General features: G+C 67.3%; 12 protein-coding genes. 1 reads left to right on the forward strand and 11 read right to left on the reverse strand.

Features of this window, described 5'->3' with window-relative positions:
- Positions 1–204: 204 nt before the first annotated feature.
- Positions 205–1305, reverse strand: coding sequence for a phosphotransferase enzyme family protein (locus ACZ67Q_RS36135; RefSeq protein WP_471190839.1), 1101 nt, complete (start codon positions 1303–1305; stop codon positions 205–207).
- Positions 1306–1827: 522 nt separating this feature from the next.
- On the opposite strand from ACZ67Q_RS36135, the gene ACZ67Q_RS36140 reads away from it, so the two are divergent.
- Positions 1828–2217: a hypothetical protein gene (locus tag ACZ67Q_RS36140; protein ID WP_471190841.1), complete on the forward strand. Its 390-nt coding sequence runs from the start codon at positions 1828–1830 to the stop codon at positions 2215–2217.
- Between the two features lie 63 nt (positions 2218–2280).
- Here ACZ67Q_RS36140 and ACZ67Q_RS36145 read toward each other — a convergent pair whose 3' ends face one another.
- The 10 genes from ACZ67Q_RS36145 to ACZ67Q_RS36190 all read right to left on the reverse strand — a co-directional run bounded on the left by ACZ67Q_RS36145 (position 2281) and on the right by ACZ67Q_RS36190 (position 12935).
- On the reverse strand, positions 2281–3282 hold the full coding sequence (locus ACZ67Q_RS36145; RefSeq protein ID WP_471190843.1) for a thioesterase domain-containing protein: 1002 nt from the start codon (positions 3280–3282) through the stop codon (positions 2281–2283).
- A gap of 40 nt (positions 3283–3322) precedes the next feature.
- On the reverse strand, positions 3323–4267 hold the full coding sequence (locus ACZ67Q_RS36150; protein WP_471190845.1) for a beta-ketoacyl synthase N-terminal-like domain-containing protein: 945 nt from the start codon (positions 4265–4267) through the stop codon (positions 3323–3325).
- Positions 4268–4287: 20 nt separating this feature from the next.
- Positions 4288–5424, reverse strand: a complete 1137-nt coding sequence (locus ACZ67Q_RS36155; RefSeq protein WP_471190847.1) for a beta-ketoacyl synthase N-terminal-like domain-containing protein — start codon at positions 5422–5424, stop codon at positions 4288–4290.
- Positions 5421–7199 carry an AMP-binding protein gene (locus tag ACZ67Q_RS36160; RefSeq protein ID WP_471190849.1) on the reverse strand — a complete coding sequence of 593 codons (1779 nt, stop codon included), beginning with the start codon at positions 7197–7199 and terminating at the stop codon, positions 5421–5423. The genes ACZ67Q_RS36155 and ACZ67Q_RS36160 overlap by 4 nt, the downstream gene beginning before the upstream one ends.
- 163 nt (positions 7200–7362) lie before the next feature.
- Positions 7363–8142 (reverse strand): nucleoside 2-deoxyribosyltransferase, encoded by a 780-nt coding sequence (locus ACZ67Q_RS36165; RefSeq protein ID WP_471190851.1) that lies wholly within the window; start codon positions 8140–8142, stop codon positions 7363–7365.
- Positions 8143–8232: 90 nt separating this feature from the next.
- The gene (locus ACZ67Q_RS36170; RefSeq protein ID WP_471190853.1) at positions 8233–8946 is read right to left on the reverse strand and encodes a uracil-DNA glycosylase family protein; all 714 of its coding nucleotides are present in this window, start codon (positions 8944–8946) and stop codon (positions 8233–8235) included.
- A gap of 114 nt (positions 8947–9060) precedes the next feature.
- A complete protein-coding gene (locus ACZ67Q_RS36175) occupies positions 9061–10308 on the reverse strand; it encodes a class I SAM-dependent methyltransferase (RefSeq protein ID WP_471190855.1) in 1248 nt (415 codons plus the stop codon).
- Positions 10309–10913: 605 nt separating this feature from the next.
- Positions 10914–12143 carry a methyltransferase, FxLD system gene (fxlM, locus tag ACZ67Q_RS36180; protein ID WP_471190857.1) on the reverse strand — a complete coding sequence of 410 codons (1230 nt, stop codon included), beginning with the start codon at positions 12141–12143 and terminating at the stop codon, positions 10914–10916.
- Between the two features lie 103 nt (positions 12144–12246).
- Complete coding sequence (locus ACZ67Q_RS36185) at positions 12247–12387, reverse strand: hypothetical protein (protein ID WP_471190859.1); 141 nt, start codon at positions 12385–12387, stop codon at positions 12247–12249.
- A gap of 170 nt (positions 12388–12557) precedes the next feature.
- Entirely contained in the window at positions 12558–12935 is a 378-nt protein-coding gene (locus ACZ67Q_RS36190; protein WP_471190861.1) for a DUF6415 family natural product biosynthesis protein, read from the reverse strand.
- Positions 12936–13066: the final 131 nt, after the last annotated feature.

A 13066-nucleotide genomic window follows, 5' to 3' on the forward strand; every position in this document is an offset into this window, starting at 1 on the left:
GTGGCGGCCTGAAACCGCTGACAGGCGAGCCGCGGCGGTTGTCGATCCGGGCGGCGGGTTGTCCCCGGTCAGACGGCTGTCGGAGGTGGCGAAGGCGCGGGTGCCGGGTGCCTTCAGGAGTACCTGAAAGCCCTGGGCCGCGTTCCGGTGAAGGCGTGGGGACCCTCGGGTCTTGGGTGAGTTACGCCGGCCAGGAGGGTCATCTCAGCGAAGGGCGTCACGGAGTGCCTCCTCCATGCCAGGTAGCCGATCCAGCAGCATCAGAGCTGCCTCGTGCCGCACCCGCCCGTAGGCCTCCATTGCGGCGTCGACGATGTGCGGTCGTTCCACTGGTACCGACAGCGGAAAGGCCGAGCAGAGCATGGCTGCACAGCCGACACGGAGCGAGGACACGAGGTCGTCCGCGGACGCCTTAGGGTTGGCGCCCCGGTAGGCCAGGGTGAGATCGGTGTATCCGGTGAGCCAGCTCTCCGCACTGTTGTCCAGCACGCTCTTGGGGTCGCAGCCGAGACGAGCGATCTCCCAGGCGAGGTACCCGAGTGCGGGCGGCCGGAAGTCCACGATCGCGGCTACCTCGTCGTTCGCGAACAGAACGTTGGGTCCGGCCGTGTCGCCGTGCAGGATCTGGACGGTCAGACGGGGAAGCGAAGCGAGGGTGCGCTCGACGTCCCCCAGGATGGCTTGACGCTCACGCGCCGCCTGCAGCGACCACGCCTCGAACTCTCCGAGCCTGGGCCTGTGCTCGTACGCATGGATCAGGCGCTCGAAGCGGTTCCGTGATGCGGCCACATCGCACACCTCGGCACCAGGTTCCAGGGTGGGCGCGGCGGCGGGGTGAGTGGCCAGCCGGGCGTGGAGGCGGCCCAGCTCTGTGCCGACGGCTGCCCATCGTGCACCTGTCAGGCCGCCTTCGGCCGTTGTGGTGTGCGGCACGTACGACCACAGGGACATCGGCAGGCGGCCGTTGGTCGCGATGAGTTCGCGCTGGCGCGTGCGGGTTGCCCGTGCGGTCGCGACACCTCCGTCGGCGCAGTACTCGGACAGTTCGACCGACGTCTGCTCCAGATCCAGGTGCTCTCGCGTGCGGTAGACCTTGGCGAAGTGCCGTCGGCCCGCCCGGTCCGCGACGGCGTAGTTGTCCGTCGCGGTGCCCTCCGGGATGCGCGTGATCTCTGCAGGGTGCAGTCCGTACGCGAGCTCCAGCGTGTCGGCGATCGCCGTGATCTGTTCCCCCTCTCCGGTACGGCCGGGTGTGGAAGGCGCGGCGACGGGATTGGCGGCGGGCTGCTGAGATGCGGTGGACATGGTCTCCTCGTCGAAGCGCACAGCGCGATGGCGGTCAGATGATGGACGGGCGGCAAGCGGTCGGGGCGGTCAGGACGCGGGTATGGACCGTGGCCGCCAGGTGCTCACCGAGCTGCGGCGGGCCGCGCCGGGTGAAGCGGGGCCGCAAGCTCGTCGGCGTACAACGCTTCGTCAATGCGGTCATCTGTTTGTGCCTCCCTCGTTCGGGGGGTGTCGCAGCACCCGAGCCCGATCCGCACCGCCCCTGGCTGCCGACAGGAGACCGGCCCACCAAGCCGCCCCCTCATCGCCGCGTGAGCCGTCGGCAAACCGACGCCGGCCTTCCAAGGCGAACCGGGCCGGTTCGGCATCGCGCAGGCGGGACGTAGGGCCGACCGGCGGGCTCTGCGGAAACAGGTAAGGAGCGCTCGTCGAATAGAGTGCGGGCGCGCGGGTGTCCACGTCGTCCACCAGAAGATGATCTTGGGTGCCTTCGTCTCGTCTTCGCAGGCGTCTCTCGGGCCGCACCACTAGGAGGAACCAGTGTCATCGCCGCAAGTGATCAGCCCCGCAGAGAAGCTCGCCGAGGCGAAGAAGCTGCTGGGCTTGCCTCGAATTGTTGCGATTTGCGGCTCCACTCGTTTCATGGCCGAGATGGCTGAGGCGGATGTGCGGGAGACCAAGGCCGGACGGATTGTCGTCAAGCCGGGTTGTGACCTGAAGTCGCCGCACGCACTGTGGTCCGATCCTGTCGAGGCTGAGGCACTGAAGGTTCGACTCGACGAACTGCACCGGTCGAAGATCGAGCTGGCTGATGAGGTGCTGGTGGTCGGCGACTACATCGGTGAGAGCACCCGGGCCGAGGTCGCCTACGCCCGATCGCTCGGCCGGCCCGTGCGGTTCACCCACCCCGAAGTCGACCCCGACGCTTGAGGGCCACCCCCCGGGCTCCTTGCAGTGGGTCATCCAGCGGGTGGCGCGGCGGTGAGAGCCTGCTCATGTAGCGGCTGAGCGCATCGCGGCCGTTATGGCGGCAGCGAGAGGCCGCTGGTGGCTCGCCAGGTAGAAGTGGTCGCCCTCGTACAGCTCGAGTCCGCGGAAGCTCGTGGTGAACGCTTCCCAGGAGAGCAGTCTGTCCTCGCCGGTCAGCTTGTCGCGGCGGCCCCCGAATACCGAGAGCGGAACGGGCAGCGGCTCGGGGGCACGAGGAGGAGCCCAGGTGTCCAGGAGCTTGAAGTCACCACGGAACACCGGGGCGAACGTGCGCCAGACGGCGTCGTCGTCGAGGAGCTGCGGCTGGCTGCCTCCCACGTTTCGCAGCCAGCCGCGCAGTTCGTCGTCGGACATCAGGTGTGGGCGGTGGTCAGCTCCGGCCTCGTCTCGCGGGGCGCCGTAGGCGGACACCCCCAGCCAGTCCGGGAGCGGGTCCCCTCCGTGGTGAAGGCGGTGGGTGAGCTGGTAGGCGATGAGCGATCCCATGCTGTGGCCGAAGAACCCGAAGGGCCGGTCGAGCAGGGGCGCGATCGCGGTGTGGAAGTAGTCCACCAGCCGGTCGCAGTCGTCGATCAGCGGCAAGGACCGCAGCCGGCCTCGGCCCGGGGCCTCCAGGAGGCAGAGCTCCCAGTCCTGGGGGAAGAGTTTCGCCCAGCCTCGGTAGAGGAGGTGGGAGCCGCCGGCGTGGTGGAACAGGAACAGGCGCGCCGCCGGGTCGCGCAGCGGCCTCGGGCGGATGACCGGCTGGGCCGACGTGTCGCTGACGAGCTTCGAGACGACGACGGCGTGCAGCTCGGCGAGGGTCCTGGCACCGCTGATGACCACGGTGTTCTCCGGGACGCCGAACGCGGTCTCGACGCGGGTCGCAATCTCGAGCATCAGCAGCGAGTCGATGTCGAGCTCGTCGGTGAAGTGCGCCTCGTCGGTGACCTCCTCGGGCTCGATCTCCAGTGCTGCGGCTATCAGAGCGCGAAGCTCCTCGATGTTCACGGATGCGGTGGTCATGGTGTTCCCCTGGCTCCTACATGGATGGACGAGTGGTTGGTCAAGGCGTCAGCAGCAGAGCGGCTGCCGCGTCGTGACGAGGGCCTCCGGCCGTGGCGAGCACGCTCCCGGTGGCGTCGCTCACCAGATGGGCAGCCCCGGCAGCGCACTGCAGGACACCCAGCGCCCCGGACAGCGGGCCCAGCTGGGCTTCCAGGTCGATCCGGCGAGTGCCTGCGAGCAGCTGGCCCGCCCCGGCACCCGCCTTGGCCCCGAGCCACAGCCCGACGAATCTCTCCTCCGTCACACCGGCGGAGGTCAGCGCCGCGGCGAGGTCCCGGGCCCGTGCGTACCCGGCGATCGTGGCGCGCGGCCGCGCGCCACGGGAAGCGGCCGCGTCCGCCGGTTCGAGAACTACGGCGACCGCCGCGTCGGTGGACTGCTCGCGTAGCAGCCTCGTCGCCACCTCGTTGGCCGGTTCGACTCCGACGACGACGGCCGTCTCGGCGCGGCCGGCCACGAGGAGGGTTCGTGCCCAGGCGAGGGCATCCAGACCGCTGGTTACGCCGTTGCAGACGGTGAGATTGGGGCCGCGCAGCCCGTAGCGGATGGCCACCCAGCCGGCGATGACGTTGCTTGAGGTCTGGGGCAGGCCCAACGGGCTGAGGCCCCTGACGCCTTCGCTGGCGATGGTGTCGGCTGCTTCGCAGACGCTGTCCGCGTTGCCCAGGTTGGTGCTGACCACGACGGCGGTCGAGTCGGCCACGCCCGTGAACGTCGCGTGGGCGTCGGTCAGGCCCGCGCCGTGGAGGGCGAACTCGGCGGCCCGCAGGGCGAGCCGGGACGCGCGGTCCTTGTGGCGCATCTCGCGTCCGACCAGGCCGGTGGCCGGATCGAAGCCGCCCTTGCCGGGCAGCGGTCCGAGGAGGTCGCCGTACGTCGCGACCCTGGGGAGAGCCAGACCGATGCCCGTGACGACGACCTTCCGGGAGCTCTGGTTGCTCATCCGTGCAGTACTCGTCCAGCTCATCGGGCCGCCTCCACGATCGCGACGGCGTTGATCCCTCCGAAGCCGAAGGCGTCGATCTGCGCGATGGTCAGGTCGCCGGCCGCAGGGGCGCCCTGCACCAGTCCCAGCCCCGCGGCCTCGGCGATCGGATCGGTGAATCCCAGGACCGGGGGGACCTTCCTCTCCTTCATGGCAAGCACCGCCATCACGAGGCTGAGGAGTCCCGAACCGCCCAGGGTGTGGCCGGTCATCGCCTTGATGGCGGTCATCAGCGGCCCGGGGCTGGCGCCGTGGAAGATGCGGCGCACGACGCTCGACTCCGTCACGTCGTTGCGGGGGGTTCCGCTGCCGTGCAGCATCACCAGGTCGATGTCCTGCGCCCGTACCCCTGCTCTGCGGTAGGCGTCCTGGACCGCGCGGGTGATGCCGTCGGGGTCGGGCGCGGTGGCGTGGTGGGCGTCGCAGTTCATGCCCACACCGCGCACACGGGCATGCACGGGCCCGTTCCCGGTGCCGGCGCGCTGGACGACGACGGCCGCCGCGCCCTCACCCATCAGCATGCCCTTGTGCGCGGTGTCGAAGGGGCGGAGCGCGTCGGGGATGTCGTTCTGCACCCGGTCGAGCGTGCCGAAGCCGCTCTCGGTGACGGCGTCGGTGCCCGCGACGACGACCGTGTCGGCCAATCCGAGCTCGATCATGTCGGTGGCCAGGCCAAGCGCGCACAGCGTGGCCGAACAGGCGTTGGCGAAGGTGTACGTGGTGGACGCCCCGAAGGCCGCCTTCAGGGCGGTGCCGAAGTGCAGGTCCTCGAGGGCGACGTCTGCGTTCTCTCGCCACCACAGTTCGAGGCTGCGCTGCTCGCGCATGGTGGTCCCGACCAGCACGGGTATCTCGGACAGATCCTCGTCCAGGCCCGCGTCGGCAACTGCCTGACGGACGACGGTGGTGAGCCAGCGGGTGGCGCGGCGCGGGATGTCGCCCCCGCCCTCGGGCCGGTCGTCGATCTCGTAGGCGTAGGCCGCCCGGTACTTGGCGGGGTCGAATGCCTTCAGAGGCGTGCGGCTCTCCTGGCCCGCGCACAGCGCGGCGAATATCTCTTCGGGGCTGGCACCGACGTTGGCGACGGCGGCCATGCCCGTAATGTCCCAGGTCACGGTTGTCCAGCCGCCTTCCGCAGCTCGAAGGCGGCCAGCTTGCCCGTCGATGTGGTCGGGAGCTCGTCGCGGAACTCCAGACGGGCGGGCCGCTTGTAGGCGGCGAGACCGCCGCGGATCGCGGCCATCACCGCGTGCCGCACCATGGCCTCGTCGCATCCCGGCCGGGCCACCAGGTACGCCACGGCCTGCTCCAGGCCGTCCGCATCGCGGCCGCCGACCACCGCGCAGTCTCGGATTCCTTCAGCGCCGCGGATGACGTTCTCGATCTCGCCCGGCGCGACCTTGTAGCCGCCCAGGTTGAGCAGGTCATCGACGCGGCAGAGGTGGACGAAAGCGCCGTCCGGGGCACGGCGCACCACGTCGCCGGTGTAGGCGCCGCCGTCGGCGAAGGTGGCCGCTGCGGCCTCCGGGCGACCGATGTAGCCGAGGGCGACGGTCGGGCCGGAGATGTGGAGTCGGCCCTCCTCCCCCTCGGCGACGGGCGTGCCGTCCGCAGCGCGGACGGTCGCGGATATCCCGGGCACCGGTACCCCGAAGGTGCCCGCACGCCCGTTTCCCGGCGGGGTGCCGATGACTGTGTAGAGCACCTCGGTGGCGCCGAGACCGTTGAGCAGCTCGGCCTGGAAGGCGGTGCGGATCCGCTCGCTGAGCGGAGCGGGCAGATTCTCGCCCGCCGACACGCACAGCCGCACGGAGTCGACTGCCGTCTCGGATGCGTTCAGCAGCGCGGCGTACAGCCGTGGGACGGAGAACAGCACGGTGGGCTGGTGGTGTTGAAGAGCGGCGGTGAGTGAGTGGACGTCGACCGTGCCACGTATGAGCGCAACGCGGGCGCCGGCCGCGAGAGGGCACAGGACGGAGTTGCCGAATCCGTAGCCGAAGAACATCCGGGCACTTGAGAGCACGGTGTCCTCGGGAGTCAGCGCCAGTACGGTGCCGATGCCGTCGGCCATGGCCGTGATCGCTCCTGCCGAGTGCCGGACCCCCTTGGGCATGCCGGTGCTTCCGGAGGTGTACTGCACCAGTGCCTCACGCCCTGCACTCCAGGCGGCCGGGGGCCCGGCATCCTGCGGGCGCCGTGCGGGGCCAGGCTCGGCCGTGGCCAGAGCGGCGAGGACGTCAGCACCAGCGAACTGGGTTGTCGTCCCGAACATTTCCTCCAGTGCGCGTTGCCGCGCGGGCGCTGCGTCAAGGTGCACCATCGCGGCGGCACAGTCTTCGGCGATGTAGCGGACTTCGTCGTCCGTGAGCATCGGGCTGATCACCACGGGGACGCAGCCGTGCCACCACAGGCCGAGGACGGCGACGACGGTCGCCACGGAGTCGTCGGCCACCAGGAGGCCGCGGGCGCCCTCCGGCACGCCTGCTGCACTCAGGGCGCCCGCGTACCCCCGTGCCGCCTCCAGGAGGGCGACGTAGGTGATAGCCCCCGCCTGGGGGTCGAGGTAGCTGATCCTTTCGCCCCGCCCGGCGGAGACATGACCCGCCACCAGGTGGTCGAGCAGGTCGACCCCGCGAAGGCGTGCCGCCCGCTCGCTGAGCACGGACACCGCGGCGTCCAGGCTGGAGATGGCTGCCGCTTCCTCAGCAGACAGGACCCCGAACTCGCGCTCGATCGCGACCGAGATCGCAACCTTCTCCAGGGAACTCATCCCGAGTTCCTCGTAGAACAGGGCACCGGACTCGATGCTATCCTTCTCGACTTCGAGAACAGACGCCACGATCTCTCGCAGCCTGTCGAGGACTGTTTCGATGGGTTCTGTATCGCGCACCGGCTGGGGTCCTTTCTGTATCTTCGTTGCCGAGAAGTGAGACATGGTTGGGCAGAGAGCGAGAGCGTGCCGGAGACCTGCTCCCTCCATGCGCCGGAACGTCGCTTGGTTCCGGTCAGGATGGAGGAGCGGGATAAAGCACCGCAGGGCTCGGCAGAGACGCTTAGAATTCCAGGCTGACCTCGCAGGGGAAGACGACAGAAACGCCCTGGGGCTCCTCCGTGAAGATGACCCTCTTGGAGAGCGCGGCCATGAAGCCGAGCTCGAACATGGTTCCCTGCCCAACGCGGCCGCCGGGGTTGCATACGACCACAGCGTCGGCCGCCCTAAACGCGTCGAGGTGCACGTACTTGTGCCGCCACGTGTCGCGTTCGTTCTTCAGGTGATCCTGGTAGTCGAAAAGGATGAAGTCGGTACCCACGGTCTCCGGCTTGACCCTCGTGGCAGGAGGGCTCAGCACTGCGGCACCGCTCCCGCGCAGACGGTCGATGACGTCATCGATGTACCCCAGAGACTGCTGGAAGCTGCCGCAGACAACAGCATTCCTGAATTCCCGACGGGTCAGGCCCTCCATCATGTCGCTCGACCCGCACGCGGACATGCCTGTTTCCCGGTAGAACTGCTCCAGCTCAGGCCCGACTATGTTGAAGTAGAGGCCGGTGTCGACGTAGAGGCTGTTGACCAGCGCGGCCGCCGCCTCCTGTGGGAGCTGTTGAAAGATCCCGGTGGCGTGCAGGCGTGTGGTCTTGTTGTCAACGACCCCGTTGAACTCCGTGAGCCCGGCGCATAATTCGCCGATCCTTTCTGCCAGCTCCTCGTGCGCGCGGCCGCCTCTGAACGCGAGCCGCTCCCTTTTGAGCAGTTTCAGCTCGCCGCCCTGGAAGCGGTAGACGCTCGCGTCCTCCGAGCTGAAGTGGACCAGGATCCTGCCTTCGGACGCCAATTTACTGCTCTCCTTCTTGTCGGTTCCACCGGGTTCGGATCTAGGGCGTTCGATATTCAGACCGAGGCAACCTTCCGGAGGACGCAACGACTAGGCATCCTGACCACGGAAGGCACTGAGATATTTTTCGGCGAATTCTTCCTTCCTGCCCCCGTTGTATTGGGTGATGAAACGCGGGTGCTCCAGAGGCATAATCTCCCGGAAGAAACGCTGCCTCTCGTTCACCTGCGACAGGTACGCGAAGTTCTCCCCACTGCCGATGCAGTAGCACACCGAGGTGTCAATTCCAAATGCCAGCTGGCGTTCCAGGGTGTCCACGAGAAAAGAACCCAGGAGCTCCAGCAGTTTCTTGTTCTCGTAGTAGTTGCAATTGACCTCTTTCCCTTTGGAGTTCGTTCTCACCAAGCCAAGGGGACATACGAAACTCATGATGAAGTCGGCATAGAACTTGTCGCGACCCCCGTAGCGGCTGATGACGTCGTGCAGAAAATCGGCCGAAGGCCGGCTCACCGCATAGCCGTAGACATCGACTCCCGTTTCGTCTTCGAGGAGCTTGGCGTCTTCAAACGGGACCCCGGTCACAGCCGTTCCACGGCGGGCGGGCGAGCTCCCCAGCACCAGACGACGCGGCCTGTCGTCGTCGTAGTACCTGTTGTAGAACGCAGTCGTCACCTCCCGGACGCGCTCCCTCTGGGGGCCGCTGAACGGATTGATCGCCGCGAATCCGGGAGGAAGTGCAAGCGTCGTCTCCGCAAGTTCCTCATTGAACTGCAGGATCCGGTCGGAAATCGTTCGCCCGTTCATTGCAGAACCCTTCCTTCGCGCTGGTAACTCTGAACAGTCCGGCCGCGCCCGGTCGGCTCCGGGCGCCCACAGAACTGATGGACCTCGTGAACGTGGCCGGCCGGACAGGCGGCGCTAGGCGGAGACAGCCGACAGGTAAATCTCGGTACTCGTTGGGAACATTCGGATGTCTTTGAACCCGATACGATCAAGCTCCGCGCCAATCAGATTGGCTGTGTCCATCCCGCGATAGATGTCGACGAAGTCAGTGCCAGGGACGATCAGTCCCGGAACAACGCAGCCCCGCTGAGTATACAGAAATCCGTTGGCTACGGAGACGATAATCACCGCGCCGGACTTCAGTACTCTGTGCGCCTCCGAGGCAGCTGCGGACGTGTCGAAGAACGACGAGTTGTATGTTCTCAAGGAGACATACAGATCGAAATTGTTCTCCGGTAGGACGGACAGGTCTTCGGCGCTGGAGACGACCGTTCTCGACGAGGGAATGCGTTCGCTTATATTCGCAAGGCCTCGTTCTGCGATGTCGACAAAGGTGATATGCGTGCAATCCGAAAACAAGGCCGCCGCCTCATAGCCGCCTCCGACACCGACATTGAGGACGTTGAGGGAAGACAGAGGCCTGGTGGACGACCTCTCGTAAACCGACTTGAAGTCGTCGGTCCAGCTCGCGTTGGCGGCTCGAGCGTCGTACACGTAGTCGTAAGTGCCGTACTTCGCGTCGAATGCTTCGGACAGAGCGTCGTTTATGGCGCGATCAGCCTCATCGTACTCGACCCCATACCTCTGACAGATCAGAGAAGCGAGCGCGACCCTCCCCCTGTTCGCATTGACATCACTCCGGGAGAGTCCGAACCCGCTCGACTGCAGCCGGGTGTAGACGGCTTCGCTAATGCGATGTTTGGAGTAGTGCGGGTTGCATTCGATGTTTTGCGCGCTCGCTGCGTAGACGTCACGGTTCTGCTCAAGGATCTCGCGCTGCAGATCGTCGGGGAAGCGGTGCACATGGCCTCGTACAGTGACGGGATCGTCATCGAGGTAACCCGTCAGCGCAGGGTCTGGCAGACCGACATAGACCCTGCCGATGCCCACTTCCTTCAAGAGCTCGGCGAGCTCAAACGACTGGTTCGCTGACAGGGTATTGATCGTCAGATATGCGCTGTGCGCGCTGGATATTCCGAGTTTTTCCATCCTGTATCGCAGAGTTTGATACCAGGATGCGCCGCGGACTTCGCCCTCGAAGGCGGAGCAAATCAACTCGTTGTGTTCAGAAACGAGCGCAATGCCGACCCGACGGCCTAATTGCGGCGCCCTTTGTGCGACGCCAATGGCGTAGTTCATCCAATGGGTACTGTTCGGGCTCATCTGAACCTCCATTTCTCACCTTTCGCGGCACGCACGGGGCGTCATCGTTCCTTGGGGACGTGGGCAGGCCGACCCGGTCCGGGGATTTAATGGGTGGACGCCGCATCCCTTGAGCGGGCTGGCCGAGCGCTTCACGCGCTCACTGCCTATACAGGCAGGGCGCTGGGTGAGGAGATGGCCACAGCGAGCGCGCCGCCCACCTCAGCGCGCATGCGCAGGCGCACTACCCGCTCCCCGTCCGCGAGGCTGGCAGATCCTCCCAGCCAAGATCACGCACGGCGTCCAGCCGCGTTGGGCCCGTCTCGCCGACGACGGTTGCCGGGATCTCCCACCAAACCCACTCCAGCGCTTCAGGAGTTCGATGTACTCCTCGACCGGCAGGCCCTATGGGCGCCACAGGTTGCCGAACTCCGAGTGGTCGTCAGATGGGTCAGTCACTCCTGGGACAGATGAGCGGCGGCCACCTCGTTGTTCTGCCGCTGACGGCCCTCCCTCTGCACGATTTGGGCCCCCGACAGCGGCCGGGAACAGGATGGTGTGAGAGAGGTTCATGGGGCCCTTCGTCGCGGAGTGCGGCGGGTGTGGAGCGTCGAGCGCTGGCAGCGCTACGGCCAGGAGATCGTGATCTGCGAGTGCGGCCGGTCGATGACCCGGGTGCCGGCGAGCCGGTCGTCGTAGGTTCCCGCCGGGTAGACGTTGATGTGCGCGCGGGTGCCGCGGTGTTCGCGGTTCCACGTCTGGATCTCCTGCACCAGCCGCTCGGCGACTTCCCGGCCGCGCGGTCCGTGGCCGATCGCGCCGAGCTCGAATCGGTTGGGGTCGTCGGTGCGCCGCACGGTGCGGTAGGCGAAGCTGTCGCCGTCCACGAGCGTGGGGATACCGAGCGGGGAGGCGGAGGCGACCAGACCGCGCTCGCGGGCGGCCGGCTTCGCGGCCATGAGGGGCAGGTTGTCCAGGGCGGTCGTCAGCCACAGGTCCAGGTGCTCGTTCGACTCATCGCCAGCGAGCATCACCGCGGACCACACCTCGCAGCGCGGCATCGCCAGGGCGTACGCGAGGGCCTGGATGTCCGGCTCCGGGTGGCCGTCCAGGCGCAGACCGATCTCCTCGCCCTCGGCCTCGTGGATGAGGGCCACGCGCATGCGGTCCTCGCCGGCACCCTGCATCGGAACGAAGCCGCACAGCTCAACGCCGTCGCTGACAAGGCGGTCCTCCTCGCGGATGAACGCGATCGTGCGGGTCATGCCACGCATCCGCAGCGGGACGATGACCCGCCCACCGAGCCTGAGCTGATGCACCCAGGGGGACGGGATGTCGGCGGCCTGCACCGTGACGATGATGCGATCGAACGGCTGGTAGTCGATCGCCCCGCTTCCGCCGTCGCCGGTGAGGACGGTGACGTTCCGGTGCCCGGTGGTCTTCAGGAAGTTCCTCGCGCGCTGGGTGACGTCGGGGTCGATGTCCACGGTGACGACGCGGCCCTGCCCCCCAACCATCTCCGCGAGGTAGGCCGCGTTCACGCCGCCCGAGCCGATCTCCAGGACGCTGTGGCCGGGCTGGATGTCGGCCTGCTCGATCTGCATGGCCTGAATCCGGGGGGCGGACACCGAGCTGGTGCCCACGCCGGTCGCGTCCGTCTTGGTGATCAGAGGGGCCTCCGGCTCGTAGCACCTCGAGATCGGAAGGTCGGGCACGGCCAGATGCCGGGGGACCGCGCGGAAGGCTGCCACCGCACGCGAGCTGCGCAAGGCGCCGATGTCGATGAGCGCCTGCACCATGGCGTCGCGCAGCTCCTGCTCGGAGACGGGAAGGCTCTGGGGGATGTCAGCCGTCATGTCGGGGACGGTATTCACGTCGGTCTCCTTCTCGGCGTACGCAGTGCCGAGGGTTGTGGCTGATCGTGCGAGGGCTGGCACGGATACGCGCCGGGCGGTGGCTTTAGGCACTTTCGGCTGCTAAAAGGCTGCGGGGGAGCGGGTCAGGAGAGCTGAAGATGGAGTCGTGGGTGACGCGCGAGTCGAGGTAGCGCGATATGGCCTTGGCGCTGTAGCCGAGGAAGCGGCCATAGTTTTGGGACACCTCCCGCCGGTGCCTTCCGGATCGCGGCGGGAGGGGCGCTTCGGGGTGCGACCCTGACCCTGCGGTCGCCATGGGGGTGCGTAAGCGTCAGTTGGAAGTCCGCGCCAGCACCAGGGCGTGGACCGGGGCGGTCACGGCCGCGACATCAATTAGTAGGCCGGTCATCGTCTTCATCGCTTGGCGTGGCCCTTGACCTCGTAGTGGTCGCACAGGGCCCGCAGCACGCGGGCCAGACGCCGGGCATGGCCAGCCTCGCCGCCATGGCGAGGGCTTGCCTGCTCGCTCAGCTTGCGGCGGGCCTCGCCGATACAGGCGAGCGCGCAATAGCGCGCCACGCTGTCCTTCGGAAACCGCGCGGCCTTGGCCTCGACCTCGTCCATAACGAGTCTCAGATGACCGCGTAGCACAGCGGTGAGCGCCTGCACGTCATCCGGTGCCGGTGGCATCTCACGCTCGTCCTCTGGTCCGAGCAGCTGAGCAGCGGTCTCGCGCATCTTGGCGATGTCCAGCACAGCGGTCTCGTTACTGGTTTCGATGGTGGCGTTCACCTGGTCAGCGCCTGTCCGGCCCGGCAGCGCGGACACTGGCACGGTGGGAAGGCGGATGTGTCCGGCAGCTGTTGCTCGTCGGGAAGAACACTGATCGGGGCACGTTCGCGGGTTACGGTGCCGTAGCGGTC

Source organism: Streptomyces sp. NPDC036813, assembly GCF_055609245.1.

Bases quoted from the DNA above. Each gene is read 5' to 3' on its own strand.
- ACZ67Q_RS36135 (WP_471190839.1), bottom strand. From the start codon at position 1,305: ATGTCCACCGCATCTCAGCAGCCCGCCGCCAATCCCGTCGCCGCGCCT.
- ACZ67Q_RS36145 (WP_471190843.1), bottom strand. From the start codon at position 3,282: ATGACCACCGCATCCGTGAACATCGAGGAGCTTCGCGCTCTGATAGCC.
- ACZ67Q_RS36150 (WP_471190845.1), bottom strand. From the start codon at position 4,267: ATGAGCAACCAGAGCTCCCGGAAGGTCGTCGTCACGGGCATCGGTCTG.
- ACZ67Q_RS36170 (WP_471190853.1), bottom strand. From the start codon at position 8,946: ATGAACGGGCGAACGATTTCCGACCGGATCCTGCAGTTCAATGAGGAA.
- ACZ67Q_RS36175 (WP_471190855.1), bottom strand. From the start codon at position 10,308: ATGAGCCCGAACAGTACCCATTGGATGAACTACGCCATTGGCGTCGCA.
- fxlM (WP_471190857.1), bottom strand. From the start codon at position 12,143: ATGACGGCTGACATCCCCCAGAGCCTTCCCGTCTCCGAGCAGGAGCTG.